Here is a 21,972-nt window from a genome sequence, read left to right as displayed (position 1 = left end):
TCCGACAACATAATCCCTGCTTTGTTCAGCCCAGCGGCACAGGGAATAAACAGTTCGCTGTCCCGTTTGCACTTTGAGTGCTTATCCTGGAGACAGATACCCCGAGTTCATGTAGGGTTGCTGATAATGTAAACGTTATCATCTTGAGTGATAAGCCGAATTATCTGAGATTATTGTGAATCGTATGAATAATACTCCGGTGCAGCGTGAATATTTCTTCGACAGTATCCGTGCCTGGCTGATGCTGTTGGGGATCCCTTTCCACATTTCGCTGATCTATTCCAGCCATACATGGCATGTCAACAGCGCCGAGCCCTCATGGTGGCTGACGCTTTTTAATGACTTCATTCATGCCTTTCGCATGCAGGTCTTTTTCGTCATTTCGGGCTATTTTTCCTACATGCTTTTCCTGCGCTATCCGCTGAAAAAGTGGTGGAAAGTACGCGTTGAACGGGTCGGTATACCAATGTTAACCGCCATCCCGCTGCTGACGCTGCCGCAGTTTATTATGCTGCAGTATGTCAACGGCAAGGCGGAAAACTGGCATACCCTTTCCGGATACGACAAATTTAATACCCTGGCGTGGGAGCTTATTTCCCACCTGTGGTTTTTACTGGTGCTGGTGGTGCTGACCTCGTTGGGGGTGGTGCTGTTCAAATGGCTGACCCGCCGTCCGGCAGGCGGAGTTCACACCTTTGGTGACACTGTCACTATGGGCCAGCTAACGATGATTTTTCTCGCGCTGGGGGTCTTTTATGCCCTGATCCGCCGGTCGCTGTTCCTGGTTTACCCGCCACTGTTAAGTAATGGTCTGTTTAACTTTGTGGTGATGCAGACACTGTTCTACCTGCCCTTCTTTGTGCTGGGTGCGCAGACCTTTATTAACCCACGTTTAAAGGCGATGTTCACCACCCCGTCACCGTGGTGCTGCGCGGCGGCGCTGCTGGGATTTATCGCCTACCGGCTGAACCAGCAGTACGGGTCCGGCGATGGCTGGATGTATGAAACGGAATCGGTGATCACCATGGTGCTGGGGCTGTGGATGGTCAATGTGGTCTTTTCGCTCGGCCATCGACTGCTGAATTTCCAGTCGGCGCGCGTGACCTATTTCGTCAATGCCTCGCTGTTTATTTACCTGGTGCACCATCCGCTGACGCTATTGTACGGGGCGTGGATCACCCCGGTCATCAAGTCGAATACCTTAGGCTTTATTGGCGGGCTGGTTTTTGTGGTGGGTATCGCACTGATCCTGTATGAAATTCACCTGCGTATTCCGCTGCTGCGTTTCCTGTTCTCTGGTAAACCGATGAACAAACCGGCCAAAACTCCGGCTTCGGCCAGCTAATTTGCAGCGGGTGCGGCACACCAGATGTGCCGCACTGCCTTACTCATCAAACAGTCGTTCGAAGATCATGTTATACAGTGCTTCTAAATCGGCTTTATCTACCGGAGTGGAGGCGCTCAGCTCGCCGCGGTAGGCAGCCCCTTCCGTCAGAACGGCGATCAGCTCTGACGCGGCATTGCGTCGCGCATCGCTGAGCCCGGGATGGTAGCGCTGCGACAGACGCCCTCCCTCTTCTTTCAATCGCCGGTCGGCCTGCACCAGAATCTCGCGCAAGCGCGGGTTACGCGAAGCTTCAGCGTTGATCTCCATCAGCAGATAATTATCGCTTTTGGTCGCCGCCGGGGTTGGGATCCTGCCGGCCAGAACCGCCGCTTTGCGTGCCAGGTTGTGGTTCTCATCGATCATCTCACCGACTCTGGCGTTAACGATTTCACTGACAATCGCTTCAATGATCGCTTCCTTGCTGGCAAAAATGCGATACAGCTGACCGACGCTCAGGCCAGCCTCGCGGGCGATATCGGCAACGGAAGCGCCGTGCAGCCCCTTTTCAGCGAAACATTTTTGCGCAGCGGCAACGATCTCCGCGCGGCGCGCCTGCTGTTTCTGCCGGACTTTTCCTTCTGACACCTGCTCCCTCCTGCTATCCATCATTCCCGTCACTCTCGGCGGTTATCATAGCCTATTCTGCCGAATCAGGGATATGCCGCCAGCAGGCGACGATAGATAGCCGCCGTTTCCTCGTCAAAACAGACGAACAGGACGCGCTCAAGCGGGTTATAGCGAGTGAGAAATGCGGTGACGGTGCGCACGGCTATCTCCGCCGCAGCCTCTTTTGGATAGCCATATACGCCGGTACTTATCGCCGGAAACGCAATAGAGCGATAGTTATTTGCCGAGGCCAGCTGCAGACTATTTTTGTAAGCATCGGCCAAAGTTTGCGCTTCCATCCGGTCGCCGCCGTGCCAGACTGGTCCTACGGTGTGGATCACCGCGCTGGCAGGCAAATTACCCGCGGTGGTAATCACCGCATGACCAGGAGGACATTCGCCCTGCTGCTGCAACACTTGCTTGCAGGCCGCCAGCAGCGCGGGGCCAGCCGCCCGATGGATCGCGCCATCAACTCCGCCCCCGCCCAGCAGCGAGGGATTTGCCGCATTAACAATCACATCGACATCAAGTGTCGTAATATCGCCGAGCATTACCTCAGGTTTAACAGCCATTTCTCCTCCTGTCGGCATCGCGTGTGGATACGACTTTCTGCCGATACTAGGGCATTCGCGTCTCCGGGAGCAAGGTTATCGCTTTGCCCGGTGACGAGAAGATAAAAAAACAGGACCCGTGAGGTCCTGTTTTTTACTCGTCCTGCCGGTCAGGCGTTGTCGTTGGCGAACGATTTATGTTTATCCGCACGGGCCGCCAGCCACAGGCCACTATTCTTCATGGCATATCCAAAGACCAGGCCCAGCGCCAGAGAAGGCACTACCAGTCGCCAGTCACCGTCCGCCGCGAAGGTCGCGCAGGCGCCGATAAAGGTACCCGGGACAAACGACAGCAATGTCTGTCGCGCCTGAATGCACATCAAAAAGGCCACCACACCGGTCATCATATAGCTGAGGATCTGCAGCTGCGGGGCCAGCGCACTACCGTGGATAATCACTAATGCCCAGACCACGCCGCTCATGACCGTGCAGGCCGAAATTGCCAGTCCTTTCAGACCGCCCTGCGGGCAGGCGAAATAGGCCGTACAGCCGAGGAAGCCGGCCCAGCTCAGCAGGCCGAGAGCGACCGCCACCCATCCCCAGATCCCGGAGAGAATGCCCGTCGTTAATGCGATTGCGAAAAGTATGTTCATGACGCGTATCCTAGCAGATACGCGGCTCAAGAATGAGATCTAAAACACAGTATATGAATGATGACTTTTTCAGTTGCATTCAAATAGTGATTTAAATCACATTTTATTGTTCGTCTTCTTCCTGAAGCTCATCCCACATCGCGGCGATGGCATCGCGGGTCAATGGCGCCATGGTGCGCCAGAACGGCGTGTGCGCATGGGCTTCGACTTTCCCCAGCATGGTTCCGCACCAGGGCAGGATATAGTCAGCAAACAGGAGCTCCAGCGTCTCGCTCTGCTCTTCGGTGGCATGATCCTCCAGCCACGAGGCGGCCAGCAGCAGCGATCCAAGATGATCTGCCGGACCTTCCCCCGTCGGGATACCATGTTCACTCAGAAAAGCCCTGACCTCCGCTTCCGAGGAACCCTCCACCCACGCACTACGGTACGGCGGCACGCTGCAGGCTTCGCCGACGAACAGGGCATTATAGTCTGTCGCCAGGGACTGCATATCGCAGCTTTTCTGCAGACGCGCCAGCAGCTCGTCCTGCTCAAGCGGCCAGCTGGCGGCCAGTTTGCCCTCACGGATCAGGGTAAACAGCGGCACCAGCAGCGGGTCCTGCGGTTGACGGTAATACAGCGAACCCAGCACGCGGCAGAGGATTGAAAACTCGTTCATTCAGTTATTCCAGTTATACAAATTAAAGGTCAGCAAATTCGGGGATCGCCGGCATGCCCCGCGACTCGAGGAAGTTGAGCAGGCGACGCGGAGAAACGTTGAGGATCCTCTCCTCCGGGAAATCGACTGCATCGAGGATCTTGCGGCATTCGGTAAAATCCCCAAGGGTAAACGCGGTGTGGGAATCCGAGCCCAGCGCCACCCATCCTCCGGCATCACGCACCGCGGCGGCGATAGCCCGGCAGTTATCTTCACTACCCACGCGCGACGAAACGAAAGAGGAGTTGTTGATCTCCAGCGCCACCTGATAGCGAGCTGCCGCTTCGGCAATAGCCGGAATATCCACCGGGAATTTCGGGTTGCCGGGGTGGCTAATCATATGCACTTTACCGCTGGCCATCGCAGCGATCATCGCCTGCGTATGCGTGTCACGATCCTGCGGCGGGAACACTGGCTCATGAAACCCGGCAATGATCAGATCAAGCGAGGTCAACATCGGCCCGGAACAGTCGATCTCGCCTTCGATATTTTTAATATTGGACTCAATACCGCGCAGGATCCCGATACCGTCCACCAGGCGGGGCCAGATGCGCATATTAACGAAGTGCCAGTAGTGCGGGGCATCCGCCATGTCCGGGCCGTGGTCGGTGATGGCGAAGAGTTTGATCCCTTTACGCTTTGCTTGCGCAATATAATCGTGCAATGTGCTATAGGCGTGGGTGCTGGCGACGGTATGCATGTGCAGGTCAACGGGATACATCACATTCTCCTCTTCTGTTTGCCGCAAGAATAGCAAAAATCCGGGCACTTGATTAGCAAAAACCCCGCTGGAGCGGGGTTTGTTTGTCTTAATAACCGCGCTGACGATCGACCTGACCACTCACCGGCTCCCCTCGCTCCAGTCGGCTAATGGTCCCGGCGATATAGGCGATAGCTTCCAGTGGACGTGTCACCGCTGCCACATGGGGGGTCATGGCCACCCGCGGATGTGCCCAGAGCGGGCTATCCTGCGGCAACGGTTCGCGACTGAAGACATCGAGCATCGCTCCTTTGAGCTTACCGCTGTTCAGCGCCGCCAGCAGATCCTCTTCAACGACATGCACGCCGCGGGCAAGATTAAGGACGTAGCTCTCATCCGGCAGCTGCGCCAGCAGCGTCTGGTTAATAATGCCGGCGGTTTCAGCGGTATTCGGCAGCAGGTTGATCAACACGCGAGTGCCCTGCAGGAATTCACCCAGCTCAGCCTGACCAGCGAAGCTCTGCACCTGCGGCCAGGATTTGCGGCTACGACTCCAGACACGAAGCGGAAACCCCCAGGGTTGCAGACTTTCCGCAACCTTCGCCCCCAGCACCCCGGCGCCCATAATCCCGACGGTGAATTCGTCAGCGCGGTACTCGGGCAACGGCTGCCAGCGGGAAGCCAGCTTCAGCGCCTGATAGTCATCAAAACGGCGGAACCAGTGCAGCACCTGGCTTACCGCATACTCCTGCATCTGGCGCCCCATGCCGGTATCTTCGAGACGAAACAGCGGAATCGACAACGGCAGCATATCCGGATGGTCGCGCAGCTTACTGAGGATAGAATCCACCCCTGCCCCAAGGGCGAACACGGCCTTCAGCGACCTGCCCTGCAACATTTCCACCGGAGGATGCCAGGCCAGTGCATAGTCCGCCGGCTGGTTATCGCCCGCTTTCCACTCGCGCACCCGCGCGCCGGGTAACTGCTTTTCCAGCTCATGGATCCAGTATTGGGTATCAAAGGTCGGATGGTAAAAAAGAATCTCCATAGGGGCTCCTGATAGCAGACGCCCAGGGCAGGTTAGCGCTGGCGTCTTGTTTTACTCATTGTTTTCTATTGGTTTGCCAGCATAACAAAATTATCCCGAGCGAAAAGGGAAAAGGGACTGGCGACAAAAAAAACGGATTTCGCGCGTTTAAGGAGCAAGTTGCTCGAAGTTTGTCTAAACGCGCTTTTTTTGCAAAAAGTTGATTGACGGGCGATACGTATTTCCCTACATTAGCGCCCGTTCCCGATAACAACGGGAAAGACAATATGGTGAGGTGTCCGAGTGGCTGAAGGAGCACGCCTGGAAAGTGTGTATACGGCAACGTATCGGGGGTTCGAATCCCCCCCTCACCGCCATATTTTAAGAAGAGCTCGTACGCAAGTACGGGCTTTTTTTTCGCATGTGGCACCCGCCGGGGGGGATGAGAACCCCCGACCGGGGTTCGACAACTGGCAACGCCAGTTGGACAGACCGCGAGCCTGCGAGCGGGCTGCCCCGCAGGGGCGAGCGAAGCGAGTCAATCCCCCCCTCACCGCCATATTCGAGATGAGAGCCTGTACGAAAGTACGGGCTCTTTTCACATGTGAGTTCCGACAAAAAACCGCTACCCCCCATCAATCCTCCTCCATCCGCTGATACTCTTCGCTGAGATAGTCCACCAGCGCCCTGACAGAGGGCAACAGCCCGCGCCGAGAAGCAAATACCGCGTGAATCACTTCCCGCCGCGGCTGCCACTCATCCAGCACTACCTCTAATTCTCCTGACGCCAGCTGATCGCGCACCATTAATAAAGGAAGCTGCACCACGCCTACGCCGGCCATCGCCGCCTCGCGCAGCGCCAGCATATCGGTGGTGACCATTCGCGGCGTAAAGAACACTTCCGCTCTTGCCCCCTCCGGCCCGGTGAGCTGCCATTTATGTTGATGCTTGTTCGCCCCCAGGCTGAGCCCCGGCCAGACGCTCAGCTCAGACGGCGCCTGCGGACGTCCGAGCCGGGAAATGAGATCCGGGCTGGCCACCAGCCGGTGCCCGCGGTCCGCCAGCACGCGCATCACCAGGTCGCTATCCTCGATGGGCCGGGGACGGACGCGGATCGCCACATCAATGCCCTCCCCGACTACATCCACCCGGCGGTTGGTCGCCTCAAGATGCAGCGTTACCCCGGGATAGCGCGCCATAAATCGTGCCAGCATCGGACCGATATGGACATGCAGCAAGGTGACCGGACAGGTGATCCTCACGCTGCCGCGCGGCTCGGCGCGCAGCGTCTCGACCGCCTGCTGCGCCGCCTCGGCCTCTATCAGCATCGCTTTGCAATGCTGATAAAAGGTCTGCCCAACCTCGGTGACCGCAAACTGGCGGGTGGTTCGCTGAATCAAACGCACGCCCAACCGCTCCTCGAGTTGCGCAATGCGACGGCTGAGCTTGGATTTCGGCTGGTCAAGCGCTCGCCCCGCCGCGGCGAAACCGCCATGGTCTACCACCTGGACAAACCAGGCGAAGTCATTGAGATCCTGCATCCTTCCTCCATTGTTCCATTTTTGGAACAGTATAGGTCATTTTTGCTCACTACCGCACACGTCGTCCCGGATATAAGCTTATTCACATCAGATACCGACACACAGGAGAAAGCCATGAAACAGATTACAGGAGTCTACACCGCGCCTGCGCAGCATTGGGTAGGCGACGGCTTCCCGGTTCGCTCGATGTTTTCCTATCAGACGCACGGCCAGCAGCTGAGTCCCTTCTTACTGCTTGACTATGCCGGGCCGTACACCTTCCCGGCGGGCAGCGAGAAACGCGGCGTCGGTGAGCATCCGCATCGCGGATTCGAAACCGTCACCATCGTTTACGCCGGAGAAGTAGAGCATCGCGACTCCACCGGACGCGGCGGGGTGATTGGCCCGGGCGACGTGCAGTGGATGACGGCGGGCGCCGGGATCCTGCATGAAGAGTTCCACTCGGAAGCCTTCACCCGCAGCGGCGGCGAGCTGAAGATGATCCAGCTGTGGGTCAACCTGCCCGCCAAAGACAAAATGACGGCCCCCGGCTACCAGAGCATTACCGCCGGGACGATCCCCACCGTCGCGCTGGCGAACGGCGCCGGACAGGTTCGGGTGATTGCCGGCCAGTATGACGACGTCAGCGGCCCGGCCCATACCTTCTCACCGCTTAACGTGTGGGATCTACAGCTGAATCAGGGGCACGACCTCACGCTGCGCCAGCCGGAAGGATGGAGTACCGCGCTGGTTGTGCTGGAAGGGGAAGTGATCATTAACGGTTCCGAGTCCGCCCGCGAAGGCCAGTTGGCCGTCCTGAGCCAGACAGGAGACGCCCTGCATCTGGAGGCGACAGCCCAGGCAAAAGTTCTGCTGATGGCCGGTGAACCGCTACAGGAGCCGATTGTGGGCTATGGCCCCTTTGTCATGAATAACAAAACCCAAATCGCAGAAGCCGTTCGCGATTTTAACAGCGGCCGCTTTGGCCAAATCTAACTGATTGAGGTGAATACTATGTCTACTCCCGCTAACTTTAACGGTGCTCGTCCGGTGATTGATGTTAACGATACCGCAATGCTGTTGATTGACCATCAGAGCGGTCTGTTCCAGACCGTCGGCGATATGCCGATGCCAGAGCTGCGCGCTCGCGCCGCCGCGCTGGCCAAGATGGCGTCACTTGCCGGGATCCCGGTGATCACGACCGCCTCGGTGCCGCAGGGGCCGAACGGTCCGCTGATCCCGGAGATTCACGAGAACGCGCCGCATGCGAAATACATCGCCCGTAAAGGCGAGATCAACGCCTGGGATAACCCGGAATTCGTCGCCGCGGTAAAAGCGACTGGCCGTAAAACGCTAATTATCGCCGGGACTATCACCAGCGTCTGCATGGCCTTCCCGGCGATTGCCGCCGTCGCCGATGGCTATAAGGTGTTTGCCGTAATCGATGCCTCCGGCACCTACAGCAAAATGGCGCAGGAGATTACCCTGGCTCGCGTGGTACAGGCCGGTGTGGTGCCAATGGACACCGCCGCCGTCGCCTCTGAGCTGCAGCGCACCTGGAATCGCCCGGACGCCGCAGAATGGGCTGAGGTGTACACCAAAGTCTTCCCGGCCTACCAGCTGCTGATTGAAAGCTACAGCAAAGCGCAGGACGTGGTGAAGAATAACGAACAGCTGGATTCCCAGCGCTAAAACGCCCGCCCCGCTGCGCCGCAGCGGGGCATTGTTCAATGCGTGAGCGAACGGTAAAGAAAGAATAAAATATGCTTGACCGTTTTAACGCAACTCCCTATAGTAGCGCCCCGTTGCCCACCCAAGGTGAGCAGCAAGACAATATGGTGAGGTGTCCGAGTGGCTGAAGGAGCACGCCTGGAAAGTGTGTATACGGCAACGTATCGGGGGTTCGAATCCCCCCCTCACCGCCATATTTTAAGAAGAGCTCGTACGAAAGTACGGGCTTTTTTTTCGCATGTAGCACCCGCCGGGGGGATGAGAACCCCCGACCGGGGTTCGACAACTGGCAACGCCAGTTGGACAGACCGCGAGCCTGCGAGCGGGCTGCCCCGCAGGGGCGAGCGAAGCGAGTCAATCCCCCCCTCACCGCCATATTTTAAGAAGAGCTCGTACGAAAGTACGGGCTTTTTTTTCGCATGTAGCACCCGCCGGGAGAATGCCCCAAAAAACAAAGCCCGGGCTAGCCCGGGCCTTGCTCACAGTATGACGATCAATAATAGGCTTTCAGCGTCCGCTGGCAGAGGGCCGAGCGCACGCAGTCATCGGTGGTGAAACGCACGATGCCGATCATCTCGTCTTCCTCAAAACGCGCCAGCGCATCGCTCAGGCCAGATCTCACGCCAGAGGGCAAGTCGCACTGGGTGATATCGCCATTGACGATAACCGTCACGTTCTCCCCGAGGCGGGTTAAAAACATCTTCATTTGCGCTGCGGTCACGTTCTGGGCCTCGTCCAGGATCACCACCGCATTTTCAAAGGTACGTCCGCGCATATAGGCGAACGGCGCGATTTCCACCTTGCCGATTTCCGGACGCAGGCAGTACTGCATAAAGGAAGCCCCCAGCCTTTTCACCAGCACGTCGTAAACCGGTCGGAAATAGGGAGCGAACTTCTCGGCGATATCTCCCGGTAAGAAGCCGAGATCTTCGTCGGCCTGCAGAACGGGACGGGTAACAATAATTCTGTCCACATCCTTATGGATCAGAGCTTCAGCTGCCTTCGCCGCACTGATCCAGGTCTTGCCGCATCCGGCTTCGCCGGTGGCGAAAATCAGCTGTTTATTGTCGATGGCATTCAGATAATGCGCCTGAGCCTCATTGCGCGCCTCAATTGGGGAAGTATCACGGCTGTCCCGCGCCATGCCAATTGCTTCTACGCCACTCATTTGCACAAGCGATGTGACCGATTCTTCTTCACGCTGCTTATGGCTGCGTGAATCCCGTCTCAGCACACGTTTTGCTTCACGACGAGCTTTGATCACTGCTTTTTGTCTTCCCATGGATAGCACCTTGCGTTGTTGGTTTACATCACACGCGTCAACATCGACGCGACTATGCGCACGAACGATTGAGGTTTGGCTTCCTTGTAAGCCATTGCTTGCCGGTAGAACTGACAACGAGTCGCGGCTACGCGCACCGCGTACCCTGCCAAGGTGGTAATAATTCGAAGCGGAGAGAGAAAGAGTAAGAAAATCGCTGCCGGAAGCGGAGCTTCCGTGCTGAAGAGTACGGTCTGTGGTTTTACGTTGTCCGGTACGGGACCTTACCATTCGCGATCTCCATAGTGAAACGTCACACTGCCGGGAACTACCGCGTATGTAATAAGTACATCAAAAAAGATTCTTAATGCAACTTATTTTTCACAATGACGCAACAAATAGTTCTTAAGCAAGTGTAGGAGACTATCGGTCATTTGTATTACAGAAATATAACACATGGCAGGAAATATAAGAAAAAAGAGAAAAACAGCAGAAAACGCCCTGCCCTTACGGACAGGGTCGGTATCAGGCCTGCAGTAGCGACTGTCCCAAATAGTGTTTTTCATCCACTACGCCGGGTAAAACAAAGAAGTAGCCCCCGCCGATGGGTTTGACGTACTCCTCCAGCGCCTCGCCGTTAAGCCGTTTCTGCACCGTCAGAAAACCCTTTTCCAGATCGTGCTGATAGCAAACGAATAACAGCCCCATATCCAGTTGTCCGGCATTAGTGACTCCCAGCGAATAGCTGTAGCCGCGGCGCATCATCAGGCTGGACTGGGTTTCCGGCGTGCGTGGATTGGCCAGACGAATATGGCTATCCAGCGCAATGACTTCGCCGTTAGGATCTTTACTGTAATCCGGGGTATCGTGTTCGTTTTTCATCCCCAGCGGCGCACCGCTGTGTTTGTCGCGGCCAAAGATGGTCTGCTGCTCTTTGAGCGGCGTCCGGTCCCAGAACTCGACGTGAAACTGGATGATGCGCGCCGCCTGATAGCTGCCGCCCACGGTCCAGGCCGGCTCGTCCTGATCGGCTGTCACCCACACGACGTTATCCATCAGCGCGCTGTCGTCGCTCGCCGGGTTAGCAGTACCATCTTTAAAACCCAGCAGATTGATGGGAGTCTCTTTGCCTTTACTGCGCGCCGCGCTGTCGGAGATAAACCCTTCCCGCTTCCAGCGCACGCTCAGCAGATCCGGCGTATGTTTGATGACATCACGCAGGGCATGGATCACCGTATCCTGGGTATTGGCGCAGATCTGCAGCAGCAGGTCGCCATGGCACAGGGCGGCATCCAGCGAATCGTTGGGGAAGCGGGTCATCGGCTGCAGCTTTTTCGGCGCTTTATCCGCCAGGCCAAAACGCTCATCAAACAGCGAATGGCCGACCGAGACGGTCATGGTCAGGTTATCCGGGGCAATCCACGGCCCCAGGATGCCGGAATCCATCGGCGGCAGCCGCGGATTGGGTGTGTCCGGCGCCGGGCCGCCCTGGGTTAAAAAGGCGATACGCTGGGTCAGCAGTCGAAACAGACGCTCGAGGTCGGCTTTATCGGCCGCCAGCACATCGAAGGCCACCAGCATCATCGAAGCCTGCTGCGGCGTCAGAATGCCCGCCTGATGCCGGCCATAGAATGGCTGCTTTTCCTGGCGCGCGTCGGGTGTGAGCGTCCCCGGAGAACTTTCCGCTTTTGCCGCATGCGCTACCGGGCAGCCGCCGGTGATGGCCAGCGCGCCGCCAAGCGCGCCGATCCCTTTCAGTAAGCGACGACGTGACGGCTCGTTCACGTCGTGGGGTTTCTGCTGTGCCATCGACTTAGTCCAGCCCCAGGATCCCGCGCAGCTGAGCCAGATCTTCCGCCAGGGTGGTGATCGGCCCTTTCAGCGCATTACGGTCGGCGGTGGTCAGCTTATCGTAGGTCTCGAAACCGTCTTTGGTGCGATATTTGCTGAGGATGCTGTCCACTTTCTTAAAGTTGGCGTCCACTTTCGCCAGCAGCGCGCTGTTCTCTTTTTGCAGCTGCGGGCGCAGCAGGTCGACAATTTTCTGCGCGCCGTCAATGTTGGCCTGGAAGTCCCACAGATCGGTATGGCTGTAGCGATCTTCTTCACCGCTGATCTTGCTGGCCGCGACTTCCTCAATTAATCCTGCCGCGCCGCCCACCACTTTTGATGGCGGGAATGCCAGCTCGCTGATGCGTTTTTGCAGCTCCAGCACATCGCTGTTCAGCTGATCGGCATATTTTTCCATGCCCTTGACGCTGTTATCGCCAAACAGCGCTTTTTCCAGACGGTGGAAACCGGTGAATTTCGGATCTTCTGCTTTTTTCTCGAAGTCGTCTTCGCGGGCGTCGATGCTTCCGTCAAGATCAGAGAACAGCTCGGCAATGGGCTCGATGCGCTCGTAGTGCTGACGGGTTGGGGCGTACAGGGCTTTCGCTTTTTCGATATCGCCGGCTTTCACCGCGTCGGTAAAGGCTTTAGTACCGCTGACCAGCTGCGCGGTTTCCGCCGTCACATAGGTTTTATAAGCGGTGATCGCTTCGCCGAGGCTCAGCACCGCATCGGCTTTCGCCGCGTCTTTGGTGGCGGCGCCGGTAACGATAAGTTTGCCTTTCGGGTTGGTGAGCAGGCCGCAGGTCATGTCATATTCGCCCGGCTGCAGGTTCGCGGTGAGCTTCTGGGTAAAGCCCGGCGCGATGTTTTCACGCTCTTCCACCACCATCACCCCTTTCAGAATCTCCCACTCCAGCGCTTTCTGGCTATGGTTCTGAATAATAAACTGGGTTTTACCCGCTTTAACGGTCACCTGCATCGGCTCGCACTGCTTGTCGTTGACGGTGACTTTGACCTGCGGGATATCCGCAGCCTGAGCACCCAATGCAGAGCTGAGCAGCGCGGCCACGGTCGCCCGCAGCGCATTACGGCGAAAATGAATCATCATGATCATCCCTTTCGGTAAGTAGAGTGTCGCTTATAAGCTCGCAGCGCCCGGTCAGGCGGCCCGCGAGGCAGTCGTATTATTCCGCGGCGGCAGGGCAAACATCACCAGCGCCGGGATCAGGTAAAGCAGATAAACAGTCACTTCGCTGACGCTCGGGGCCTCCTGGTAGCCAAAGATCCCCTCCAGCAGCGTGCCGAACAGCGTATGCGTTGACAGCACGTTACTCAGATCGAAGGCGGTATCCTGGAACAGGTTCCACAGGCCGGCCTCGTGGAAGGCGCGGATCGCCCCCGCGGCCAGGCCAGCGGCCACCAGCAGAATAAACAGGCTGGTCCATTTGAAGAACACACCGAGGTTGAGGCGGATACCGCCCCAGTAGAGCAGGAAGCCCAGCACAATCGCCGTTGCCAGACCCAGCAGCGCCCCCAGCGGCGGCCAGATGCCAACGTCCTGCTGGAATGCCGCCAGCAGAAAGAAGACCGACTCCAGCCCCTCACGGGCAACCGCGAAAAAGACCATCATCACCAGCGCCCAGCCATGGTGATTGCCGCGCTGCAGCGCCTTGTCCACGGCCTGCTCCAGCTGCTGTTTGACGTTGCGCGAAACATTGCGCATCCAGAAGACCATCCACGTCAGGATCACCACCGCGATGACCGCGACGATCCCTTCGAACAGTTCCTGTTCGCGCTGAGGAAATTCACCGGTGGTTTCGTTGATAAAAATGCCTAAGCCAAGACACAGCGCCGCTGCGAGGATCACGCCAATCCACATCACGGCAATCCAGTTTCCGCGCTGGGTGCGTTTCAGATAGCTGGCGATCAGGCTGACAATCAGCGCAGCCTCAAGGCCTTCGCGTAACATAATGAGAAATGGGACAAACATGCCAACACCCTTAAATGTAAATCACCGTCAACGAATGCAAAAACAGGTAATATTTATGATAGTGATTATCATTACAATACTCAGAAACACAAGCGGAATGTGCAGAGAATGATGACTAGTTGTAAATAAATTGCTGACAAATAATGACTTGCGAAAATATTCGCCTGTTATGAAGGAAAAGAATAAGCAAAGGATTTTTTACGCCAGATATTTACCCGCCGCGGCGGCTATGGCTAAATGGCGGCCTTATTGACCTGCGAAAAGAACAACATGACTGCACTTTTTCATTTCCTGCTGGCGCTGGTGGTGATCCTCGCCCTGGCCTGGCTTGTCAGCTATGACAGACAAAAAATTCGTATTCGTTATATTCTCCAGTTGATTATTATCGAAATAGCGCTTGCCTTCTTTTTCCTGCACGCCGAAAGCGGCCTGTGGCTTGTAAAAAATATTTCCGGCTTTTTTGCTTCACTGTTAGGTTTCGCCGCCGAAGGAACCAATTTCGTGTTTGGCGGCATGAGTGAAAAAGGGTTAGCCTTTATTTTCCTGGGCGTCCTGTGTCCGATTGTGTTTATTTCCGCGCTGATTGGTATTCTTCAGCACTGGCGGATCCTGCCGATTTTTATTCGGGTGATTGGCACCCTGTTATCAAAAGTAAACGGCATGGGTAAGCTGGAATCTTTCAACGCCGTCAGCTCGCTGATCCTCGGCCAGTCGGAGAATTTCATCGCCTACAAGGGCGTACTGGGCGACCTCTCCTCACGCCGACTGTTCACCATGGCGGCGACGGCCATGTCGACCGTATCGCTGTCGATTGTCGGCGCCTATATGACCATGCTGGACGCCAAATATGTCGTCGCGGCGCTGATCCTCAATATGTTCAGCACCTTTATCGTGCTGTCGGTGATTAACCCGACGCGGCCGGGCAGCGAGCAGGAAATAAAACTCGAGAAGCTACACGAATCGCAGAGTTTCTTTGAAATGCTCGGGGAATATATTCTGGCCGGCTTTAAAGTGGCGATGATTATTCTGGCGATGCTGATCGGTTTTATCGCTCTGATCAGCGCCATTAACGCGCTGTTCGCCACCCTGTTTGGTCTCAGCTTCCAGCAGATCCTCGGCTACGTCTTCTACCCGCTGGCGTGGCTTATCGGCATCCCGCTGAGCGATGCGCTGAACGCCGGCAGTATTATGGCCACCAAGCTGGTCGCGAACGAATTTGTGGCGATGATTGAGCTACAAAAGATTGCCGCCAGCATGACCCCTCGCGGGCTCGGCATTCTCTCGGTCTTCCTGGTGTCGTTTGCCAACTTTGCCTCGATCGGCATTATCGCCGGGGCGATCAAAGGCCTGAATGAACCGCAGGGCAATATCGTCTCCCGCTTCGGCCTGCGGCTGGTGTATAGCGCCACGCTGGTGAGCCTGCTTTCCGCCAGCTTCGCCGGGCTGGTGCTGTAAGACAAACGGCGGGGCTGCCCCCGCCGTTTACTCAGAACTGCACGCAGACCGGCTGGTCGACACGCATCACCGACTCCTGCGCGAAGCGTGATTTATAACCCTGGCGCAGGGCTTCAATACCGGCCTCGCTCTGCGCGTCATGCCCATGGATCACCATCAGCGCCTTGCTCTGCTCCCGCACTACCTGACCATTCTGGCCTAGCCACTGACCGCGGGCATCAAACACCGTCAGCCCATCGCGAAAACGCGGCGTCACGTCGCGGTCGACAAACTGCTGCCACTCTTCAGCAGTGATGTCTTTCCCCGCCGGGCGGCTCAGGCCGAAATAAAGCGTGGTTTGCACCATGGACCGATCCGCCGGGCAGGCGCCGGGCTTCGCCGCGCGGGTCGACGAACTTTCCCCCGCCACGCAGCCGCTGAGTAACCCTGCCAGCACCAGCGCCATTGCACCCTGTCTGAACGTCATCTTTGCTATCCTCATTGTTATTAGTCAGGAAATATCAGCGGATTTTCAAATAATTAGCAAGGGTTATAATATTCCAGCCCGGCAACAGGCACAAAAAAGCCCGCCAGCGGCGGGCTCGTGAACGTCAGATGATCTTATTCAGCCGTGGCACGTACCGGCGCCGGCGTATGGTAGTGGGCATCCGCTTCGGCGAAGCGCTGCTGCATGCTGGCCGACGGCGCTTTATCCAGCAGGCTGAAGACCACAATTCCCAGGCTACCGAAGATAAAGCCCGGAATAATTTCATACAGACCCAGCCAGCCAAATTGCTTCCAGACGATCACGGTCAGGGCGCCAATCACCATCCCGGCCAGCGCGCCGTTACGGGTCATGCGTGACCACATCACCGAGAACAGGACTACCGGACCAAAGGCGGCGCCGAAGCCAGCCCAGGCGTAGCTCACCAGACCCAGCACGCGGTTTTCCGGATTGGCCGCCAGGGCAATCGCCACCAGAGCGACCACCAGCACCATCATACGGCCCACCCACACCAGCTCTTTCTGGCCGGCGTTTTTGCGCAGGAACGCTTTATACAGGTCTTCGGTAATTGCGCTGGAGCAGACCAGCAGCTGACAGCTCAGGGTGGACATCACCGCCGCCAGAATCGCCGACAGCAGGATCCCGGCAATCCACGGGTTAAACAGGATTTGCGCCAGTTCGATAAACACGCGCTCGGCGTTCTGGTTCACCGCGCCCGCCAGGCTCGGGTTGTTATTGAAGTAGGCGATACCAAAGAAGCCGACCGCCACCGCACCCGCCAGGCACAGGATCATCCAGGTCATACTGATGCGACGCGCGTGAACGATACTGTGGTGCGAATCCGCCGCCATAAAGCGCGCCAGAATATGCGGCTGGCCGAAATAGCCCAGTCCCCAGCCCATCAGCGAAATAATCGCCACGAAGTTCAGCCCTTTAAGCATGTCGATATTTTCGATGCTCTTTTGCTTAATGACTTCCAGCGAATCACCAAAGCCGCCGACGGAAATAATGACGATCACCGGGGTGAGGATCAGGGCAAAAATCATCAGGCTGGCCTGCACGGTATCGGTCCAGCTGACGGCGAGGAAGCCGCCGACGAAAGTATAGATAATCGTTGCCGCCGCCCCGGCCCACAGCGCGGTTTCATAACTCATACCGAAGGTGCTTTCAAACAGACGCGCCCCCGCCACAATTCCCGAGGCACAATAGATAGTAAAGAACAGCAGAATAACCAGCGCCGAAATAATTCTCAGCACCCGGCTTTTATCTTCAAAACGGCCGGTAAAATAATCGGGCAGCGTCAGGGCGTTATTATTCACCTCGGTATGCACGCGCAGGCGACCGGCCACCAGCTTCCAGTTAATCCACGCCCCCAGCGTTAAGCCAATGGCGATCCAGCTTTCGGAAATCCCGGAGAGGAAAATCGCCCCCGGCAGGCCCATCAGCAGCCAGCCGCTCATATCCGACGCCCCTGCGGAAAGCGCGGTCACAAATGGCCCCAGACTCCTTCCCCCAAGAATATAATCATCGAAGTTTTTGGTCGAACGCCAGGCAATAAACCCTATCAATACCATACCAAAAATATAAACAATAAATGTCACCAGCATCGGTGTGCTAATAGCCATGCAAAGTCTCCAGAATTTTTATCGACAGCGTCCAACTTCGTCGTTTTTTTCCACTACCGGAACGGGGTAATGGCGCATTGTTTAATTGGGCGACCGTATCCTGACGGAAGCTTCGGTTTTTCACAAACGATTTAACACAGCATTTACACGAAAAACCGACGGCGCAAAACGTCAATTTATGAGAGGTTGCACTCTCTCACGTTTTTAAGGGTTGCACCAAACAAAAGTGTTAACTCACGCATACAAATACCCTATGAGGCCGGGGTTAAATTTCTGCTATTTTAGGTGTTATTTTTAACAAATACGCCATTTCACGGCTTTCGTCACAGGTCACAATTAACAAGGTTGCACAAAGTTGCAACATAGTGGATATTTCCCTGCAACCGCATAAGCCTAACGATAAATGACAGGAGTTCTGAGCATGGGCACCACCACCATGGGTGTTAAGCTTGACGACGCAACCCGCGAGCGCATTAAGTCCGCCGCGAGCCGTATTGACCGCACGCCGCACTGGCTGATTAAACAGGCCATCTTCAACTATCTGGAAAAACTGGAGAACGACGAGACGCTGCCTGAGCTGCCGGCGCTTCTGAACGGCGCCGCTAATGAAAGCGATGAAGCGGGTTCCCCGGCGGAAGAGCCGTATCAACCATTTCTCGAATTTGCCGAGCAGATCCTGCCGCAGTCGGTGAGCCGCGCAGCGATCACCGCCGCTTGGCGACGTCCGGAAACCGACGCGGTGCCGATGCTGCTGGAGCAGGCCCGCCTGCCGCAGCCGCTGGGCGAACAGGCGCACAAGCTGGCGTATCAGCTGGCGGAAAAACTGCGCAACCAGAAAACCGCCAGCGGCCGCGCCGGCATGGTGCAGAGTCTGCTGCAGGAGTTTTCCCTCTCTTCACAGGAAGGGGTGGCGCTGATGTGCCTGGCGGAAGCCCTGCTGCGTATTCCGGATAAAGCCACCCGCGATGCGCTGATCCGCGACAAAATCAGCAACGGCAACTGGCAGTCGCACATCGGCCGCAGCCCGTCGCTGTTCGTCAACGCCGCCACCTGGGGGCTGCTGTTTACCGGCAAACTGGTGTCGACCCATAACGAGACCAGCCTCTCCCGCTCCCTGAACCGCATCATCGGCAAAAGCGGCGAACCGCTGATCCGCAAGGGCGTGGACATGGCGATGCGCCTGATGGGCGAGCAGTTCGTCACCGGCGAAACCATCGCCGAAGCGCTGGCCAACGCCCGCAAGCTGGAAGAGAAAGGGTTCCGTTACTCCTACGATATGCTCGGCGAAGCGGCCCTGACCGCCGCCGACGCCCAGGCCTACATGGTCTCTTATCAGCAGGCGATCCATGCCATCGGCAAAGCCTCCAACGGCCGCGGCATTTATGAAGGCCCGGGCATCTCGATTAAACTCTCCGCGCTGCATCCGCGCTACAGCCGCGCGCAGTATGACCGGGTAATGGAAGAGCTTTACCCGCGTCTGAAATCGCTGACCCTGCTGGCGCGCCAGTACGATATCGGCATCAACATCGACGCCGAAGAGGCCGACCGCCTGGAGATCTCCCTCGATCTGCTGGAAAAACTGTGCTTCGAACCGGAGCTGGCCGGCTGGAACGGCATCGGCTTCGTGATCCAGGCCTATCAGAAGCGCTGCCCGTTCGTCATCGATGCCCTGATCGACCTCGCGACCCGCAGCCGCCGTCGCCTGATGATCCGTCTGGTGAAAGGCGCCTACTGGGATAGCGAAATCAAACGCGCGCAGATGGAAGGCCTTGAAGGCTATCCGGTGTACACCCGCAAGGTTTACACCGACGTCTCCTACCTCGCCTGTGCGAAAAAACTGCTGGCGGTGCCGAACCTGATTTACCCGCAGTTCGCCACCCACAACGCTCATACCCTGGCGGCTATCTACCAGCTGGCGGGCCAGAACTACTACCCGGGCCAGTATGAGTTCCAGTGCCTGCACGGCATGGGCGAACCGCTGTACGAGCAGGTGGTGGGCAAAGTCGCCGACGGCAAACTGAACCGGCCGTGCCGGATCTACGCCCCGGTGGGCACCCACGAAACGCTGCTGGCGTATCTGGTGCGCCGTCTGCTGGAAAACGGCGCCAATACCTCTTTCGTCAACCGTATCGCGGACAATACCCTGCCGCTGGACGAGCTGGTGGCCGATCCGGTCAGCGCGGTAGAAAAACTGGCGCAGCAGGAAGGCCAGGCCGGCCTGCCGCATCCGAAAATCCCGCTGCCGCGCGATCTCTACGGCAGCGGCCGGAGCAACTCCGCCGGTCTCGATCTGGCGAACGAGCACCGTCTGGCCTCCCTCTCCTCCTCCCTGCTCAACAGCGCCCTGCATAAATGGCAGGCGCTGCCGATGCTGGAGCAGCCGGTGGCCGAAGGCGAAATGCAGCCGGTGGTTAACCCGGCAGAGCCGAAAGATATCGTCGGCTACGTCCGCGAAGCCAGCGATGACGAAGTGCAGCAGGCGCTGACCAGCGCTATCAACAATGCGCCGATCTGGTTCGCCACCCCGCCGCAGGAGCGCGCCGCCATTCTTGAGCGCGCCGCGGTGCTGATGGAAAGCCAGATGCCGACCCTGATGGGGATCCTGGTGCGCGAAGCGGGTAAAACCTTCAGCAACGCCATCGCCGAAGTACGCGAGGCCGTCGACTTCCTGCACTATTACGCCGGCCAGGTGCGCGACGATTTCGATAATGAAACCCACCGCCCGCTGGGTCCGGTGGTCTGTATCAGCCCTTGGAACTTCCCGCTGGCGATCTTCACCGGCCAGATTGCCGCCGCGCTGGCGGCCGGCAACAGCGTGCTGGCAAAACCGGCCGAACAGACGCCGCTGATCGCCGCCCAGGGCGTGGCGATTCTGCTCGAAGCCGGCGTGCCGCCGGGCGTTATTCAGCTGCTGCCGGGCCGCGGGGAGACCGTCGGCGCCGCGCTAACCTCCGATGAGCGCGTGCGCGGCGTGATGTTCACCGGCTCCACCGAAGTGGCAACGCTGCTGCAGCGCAATATTGCCAGCCGCCTCGATCCCCAGGGTCGCCCGACGCCGCTGATCGCCGAAACCGGCGGGATGAACGCGATGATCGTCGACTCGTCGGCGCTCACCGAACAGGTGGTGATCGACGTGCTGGCTTCCGCGTTCGACAGCGCCGGCCAGCGCTGCTCCGCCCTGCGCGTGCTGTGCCTGCAGGAGGAGGTTGCCGACCATACGTTAACCATGCTGCGCGGCGCCATGAGCGAGTGCCGGATGGGCAATCCGGGCCGCCTGACCACCGATATCGGTCCGGTTATCGATGCGGAAGCGAAAGAGAATATTGAACGCCATATTCAGGCAATGCGCGCCAAAGGCCGCACCGTCTACCAGGCGGTGCGCGAGAATAGCGAACACGCAAGCGAATGGCGCCACGGGACCTTCGTGCCGCCGACGCTTATCGAACTCGATAGCTTCGACGAGCTGAAAAAAGAGGTCTTCGGGCCGGTACTGCACGTGGTGCGCTATAACCGTAACGAGCTGGACAAACTGGTCGAGCAGATTAACGCCTCTGGCTATGGCCTGACCCTCGGCGTGCATACCCGCATCGACGAGACCATCGCCCAGGTCACCGGCAGCGCGAAGGTGGGCAACCTGTACGTCAACCGCAATATGGTTGGCGCCGTAGTCGGCGTGCAGCCGTTCGGCGGCGAAGGGTTGTCCGGTACCGGTCCGAAAGCCGGCGGTCCGCTGTATCTGTACCGTCTGCTCTCCAGCCGTCCGCAGGACGCGGTTGGCGTGACCTTCTCCCGCCAGGATGCGGAGCGCCCGCTGGACGCCCAGCTGAAAACGCTGCTGGAAAAACCGCTGCTGGCGCTGCAGCAGTGGGCCGCGGGCCGTCCTGAGCTGCAGGCGCTGTGCCAGCAGTACAGCGAGCAGGCGCAAAGCGGTACCCAACGCCTGCTGCCGGGGCCAACCGGCGAGCGCAATACCCTGACGCTGATGCCCCGCGAGCGCGTGCTGTGCGTGGCGGATAACGAACAGGATGCGCTGATCCAGCTGGCGGCTGTGCTGGCGGTGGGTTGTGAAGTACTGTGGCCGGACAGCGCCCTGCAGCGCGATCTGGCGAAGAAGCTGCCGCGGGAGGTTAGCGAGCGCATTCGCTTTGCCAAAGCGGAGCAGTTACCTGGTCAGGCCTTCGACGCGGTTATCTACCACGGCGATTCCGACCAGCTGCGCGAGCTGTGCGAGCAGGTGGCGGCACGCGACGGGGCGATTGTCTCCGTGCAGGGCTTCGCCCGCGGCGAAACCAATCTGCTGCTGGAGCGCCTGTACATCGAGCGCTCGCTGAGCGTTAACACCGCGGCGGCAGGCGGTAACGCCAGCCTGATGACCATCGGCTAAAACGGGCTCCCCGGTGGCGCTGCGCTTACCGGGGCTACCTGTCTCATGGCACGGGGGCGGCCAGTATT

18 protein-coding genes and 2 tRNA genes are annotated in these 21,972 nt (G+C 57.9%); 7 read left to right on the top strand and 13 right to left on the bottom strand.

Annotation, left to right across the window (positions count from 1 at the left end):
• Positions 1–184: 184 nt before the first annotated feature.
• A complete protein-coding gene (gene mdoC, locus ACKLKD_RS17105) occupies positions 185–1,345 on the top strand; it encodes a glucans biosynthesis protein MdoC (protein ID WP_025713912.1) in 1,161 nt (386 codons plus the stop codon).
• Positions 1,346–1,384: 39 nt separating this feature from the next.
• Here mdoC and ACKLKD_RS17100 read toward each other — a convergent pair whose 3' ends face one another.
• From ACKLKD_RS17100 to ghrA, 6 genes are all read right to left on the bottom strand, one after another.
• Entirely contained in the window at positions 1,385–1,972 is a 588-nt protein-coding gene (locus ACKLKD_RS17100) for a TetR/AcrR family transcriptional regulator (RefSeq protein WP_025713911.1), read from the bottom strand.
• Positions 1,973–2,037: 65 nt separating this feature from the next.
• Positions 2,038–2,565, bottom strand: coding sequence for an O-acetyl-ADP-ribose deacetylase (ymdB, locus tag ACKLKD_RS17095; protein ID WP_025713910.1), 528 nt, complete (start codon positions 2,563–2,565; stop codon positions 2,038–2,040).
• A gap of 149 nt (positions 2,566–2,714) precedes the next feature.
• Positions 2,715–3,197, bottom strand: coding sequence for a DUF1097 domain-containing protein (locus ACKLKD_RS17090; RefSeq protein WP_025714731.1), 483 nt, complete (start codon positions 3,195–3,197; stop codon positions 2,715–2,717).
• A 103-nt stretch (positions 3,198–3,300) separates the two neighbouring features.
• A complete protein-coding gene (locus ACKLKD_RS17085; protein WP_080924847.1) occupies positions 3,301–3,855 on the bottom strand; it encodes a TorD/DmsD family molecular chaperone in 555 nt (184 codons plus the stop codon).
• Between the two features lie 22 nt (positions 3,856–3,877).
• On the bottom strand, positions 3,878–4,615 hold the full coding sequence (locus ACKLKD_RS17080; protein ID WP_025714729.1) for a phosphatase: 738 nt from the start codon (positions 4,613–4,615) through the stop codon (positions 3,878–3,880).
• 88 nt (positions 4,616–4,703) lie between these two features.
• Positions 4,704–5,642, bottom strand: coding sequence for a glyoxylate/hydroxypyruvate reductase GhrA (gene ghrA / locus ACKLKD_RS17075; protein ID WP_025714728.1), 939 nt, complete (start codon positions 5,640–5,642; stop codon positions 4,704–4,706).
• Positions 5,643–5,910: 268 nt separating this feature from the next.
• On the opposite strand from ghrA, the gene ACKLKD_RS17070 reads away from it, so the two are divergent.
• Positions 5,911–5,998, top strand: a tRNA-Ser gene (locus tag ACKLKD_RS17070).
• A 258-nt stretch (positions 5,999–6,256) separates the two neighbouring features.
• On the opposite strand, the gene ACKLKD_RS17065 is transcribed toward ACKLKD_RS17070, so the two are convergent.
• Positions 6,257–7,162, bottom strand: coding sequence for a LysR family transcriptional regulator (locus ACKLKD_RS17065; protein ID WP_025714502.1), 906 nt, complete (start codon positions 7,160–7,162; stop codon positions 6,257–6,259).
• 114 nt (positions 7,163–7,276) lie between these two features.
• Between ACKLKD_RS17065 and ACKLKD_RS17060 the strand changes: the two genes are divergently transcribed.
• The 3 genes from ACKLKD_RS17060 to ACKLKD_RS17050 all read left to right on the top strand — a co-directional run bounded on the left by ACKLKD_RS17060 (position 7,277) and on the right by ACKLKD_RS17050 (position 9,066).
• Complete coding sequence (locus ACKLKD_RS17060) at positions 7,277–8,137, top strand: pirin family protein (protein ID WP_025714501.1); 861 nt, start codon at positions 7,277–7,279, stop codon at positions 8,135–8,137.
• A gap of 18 nt (positions 8,138–8,155) precedes the next feature.
• The gene (locus ACKLKD_RS17055) at positions 8,156–8,833 is read left to right on the top strand and encodes an isochorismatase family protein (RefSeq protein WP_002898927.1); all 678 of its coding nucleotides are present in this window, start codon (positions 8,156–8,158) and stop codon (positions 8,831–8,833) included.
• Between the two features lie 145 nt (positions 8,834–8,978).
• A tRNA-Ser gene (locus ACKLKD_RS17050) sits at positions 8,979–9,066 on the top strand.
• A 299-nt stretch (positions 9,067–9,365) separates the two neighbouring features.
• Here ACKLKD_RS17050 and phoH read toward each other — a convergent pair.
• The 4 genes from phoH to efeU all read right to left on the bottom strand — a co-directional run bounded on the left by phoH (position 9,366) and on the right by efeU (position 13,956).
• Positions 9,366–10,154 carry a phosphate starvation-inducible protein PhoH gene (gene phoH, locus ACKLKD_RS17045; protein ID WP_002898923.1) on the bottom strand — a complete coding sequence of 263 codons (789 nt, stop codon included), beginning with the start codon at positions 10,152–10,154 and terminating at the stop codon, positions 9,366–9,368.
• A gap of 504 nt (positions 10,155–10,658) precedes the next feature.
• Entirely contained in the window at positions 10,659–11,942 is a 1,284-nt protein-coding gene (gene efeB / locus ACKLKD_RS17040) for an iron uptake transporter deferrochelatase/peroxidase subunit (protein WP_025714500.1), read from the bottom strand.
• Between the two features lie 4 nt (positions 11,943–11,946).
• A complete protein-coding gene (gene efeO, locus ACKLKD_RS17035) occupies positions 11,947–13,074 on the bottom strand; it encodes an iron uptake system protein EfeO (protein ID WP_025714499.1) in 1,128 nt (375 codons plus the stop codon).
• A 51-nt stretch (positions 13,075–13,125) separates the two neighbouring features.
• Entirely contained in the window at positions 13,126–13,956 is an 831-nt protein-coding gene (gene efeU, locus ACKLKD_RS17030; protein WP_025714498.1) for an iron uptake transporter permease EfeU, read from the bottom strand.
• A gap of 270 nt (positions 13,957–14,226) precedes the next feature.
• Here efeU and ACKLKD_RS17025 point away from each other — a divergent pair, with 270 nt between their 5' ends.
• A complete protein-coding gene (locus ACKLKD_RS17025; protein WP_025714497.1) occupies positions 14,227–15,411 on the top strand; it encodes a NupC/NupG family nucleoside CNT transporter in 1,185 nt (394 codons plus the stop codon).
• Positions 15,412–15,442: 31 nt separating this feature from the next.
• Here ACKLKD_RS17025 and ACKLKD_RS17020 read toward each other — a convergent pair whose 3' ends face one another.
• Both ACKLKD_RS17020 and putP read right to left on the bottom strand, forming a co-directional pair.
• On the bottom strand, positions 15,443–15,877 hold the full coding sequence (locus tag ACKLKD_RS17020) for a DUF3574 domain-containing protein (RefSeq protein WP_042929903.1): 435 nt from the start codon (positions 15,875–15,877) through the stop codon (positions 15,443–15,445).
• A 134-nt stretch (positions 15,878–16,011) separates the two neighbouring features.
• Positions 16,012–17,520, bottom strand: coding sequence for a sodium/proline symporter PutP (putP, locus tag ACKLKD_RS17015; protein ID WP_025714495.1), 1,509 nt, complete (start codon positions 17,518–17,520; stop codon positions 16,012–16,014).
• A 421-nt stretch (positions 17,521–17,941) separates the two neighbouring features.
• On the opposite strand from putP, the gene putA reads away from it, so the two are divergent.
• Positions 17,942–21,904, top strand: a complete 3,963-nt coding sequence (gene putA, locus ACKLKD_RS17010) for a trifunctional transcriptional regulator/proline dehydrogenase/L-glutamate gamma-semialdehyde dehydrogenase (RefSeq protein ID WP_087805414.1) — start codon at positions 17,942–17,944, stop codon at positions 21,902–21,904.
• The last annotated feature ends 68 nt before the right edge of the window (positions 21,905–21,972 follow it).

This window comes from Klebsiella sp. 10982 (assembly GCF_048589245.1).
Classification (GTDB): Bacteria; Pseudomonadota; Gammaproteobacteria; order Enterobacterales; family Enterobacteriaceae; genus Klebsiella; species Klebsiella quasivariicola.
The sequence above is the reverse complement of the archived record's forward strand: the minus strand, read 5'-3'. Positions and strand labels throughout refer to the sequence as shown.

Bases quoted from the DNA above. Each gene is read 5' to 3' on its own strand.
- mdoC (WP_025713912.1), top strand. From the start codon at position 185: ATGAATAATACTCCGGTGCAGCGTGAATATTTCTTCGACAGTATCCGT.
- ymdB (WP_025713910.1), bottom strand. From the start codon at position 2,565: ATGGCTGTTAAACCTGAGGTAATGCTCGGCGATATTACGACACTTGAT.
- ACKLKD_RS17090 (WP_025714731.1), bottom strand. From the start codon at position 3,197: ATGAACATACTTTTCGCAATCGCATTAACGACGGGCATTCTCTCCGGG.
- ACKLKD_RS17085 (WP_080924847.1), bottom strand. From the start codon at position 3,855: ATGAACGAGTTTTCAATCCTCTGCCGCGTGCTGGGTTCGCTGTATTAC.
- ACKLKD_RS17080 (WP_025714729.1), bottom strand. From the start codon at position 4,615: ATGTATCCCGTTGACCTGCACATGCATACCGTCGCCAGCACCCACGCC.
- ghrA (WP_025714728.1), bottom strand. From the start codon at position 5,642: ATGGAGATTCTTTTTTACCATCCGACCTTTGATACCCAATACTGGATC.
- ACKLKD_RS17065 (WP_025714502.1), bottom strand. From the start codon at position 7,162: ATGCAGGATCTCAATGACTTCGCCTGGTTTGTCCAGGTGGTAGACCAT.
- ACKLKD_RS17060 (WP_025714501.1), top strand. From the start codon at position 7,277: ATGAAACAGATTACAGGAGTCTACACCGCGCCTGCGCAGCATTGGGTA.
- ACKLKD_RS17055 (WP_002898927.1), top strand. From the start codon at position 8,156: ATGTCTACTCCCGCTAACTTTAACGGTGCTCGTCCGGTGATTGATGTT.
- phoH (WP_002898923.1), bottom strand. From the start codon at position 10,154: ATGGGAAGACAAAAAGCAGTGATCAAAGCTCGTCGTGAAGCAAAACGT.
- efeB (WP_025714500.1), bottom strand. From the start codon at position 11,942: ATGGCACAGCAGAAACCCCACGACGTGAACGAGCCGTCACGTCGTCGC.
- efeO (WP_025714499.1), bottom strand. From the start codon at position 13,074: ATGATGATTCATTTTCGCCGTAATGCGCTGCGGGCGACCGTGGCCGCG.
- efeU (WP_025714498.1), bottom strand. From the start codon at position 13,956: ATGTTTGTCCCATTTCTCATTATGTTACGCGAAGGCCTTGAGGCTGCG.
- ACKLKD_RS17025 (WP_025714497.1), top strand. From the start codon at position 14,227: ATGACTGCACTTTTTCATTTCCTGCTGGCGCTGGTGGTGATCCTCGCC.
- ACKLKD_RS17020 (WP_042929903.1), bottom strand. From the start codon at position 15,877: ATGACGTTCAGACAGGGTGCAATGGCGCTGGTGCTGGCAGGGTTACTC.
- putP (WP_025714495.1), bottom strand. From the start codon at position 17,520: ATGGCTATTAGCACACCGATGCTGGTGACATTTATTGTTTATATTTTT.
- putA (WP_087805414.1), top strand. From the start codon at position 17,942: ATGGGCACCACCACCATGGGTGTTAAGCTTGACGACGCAACCCGCGAG.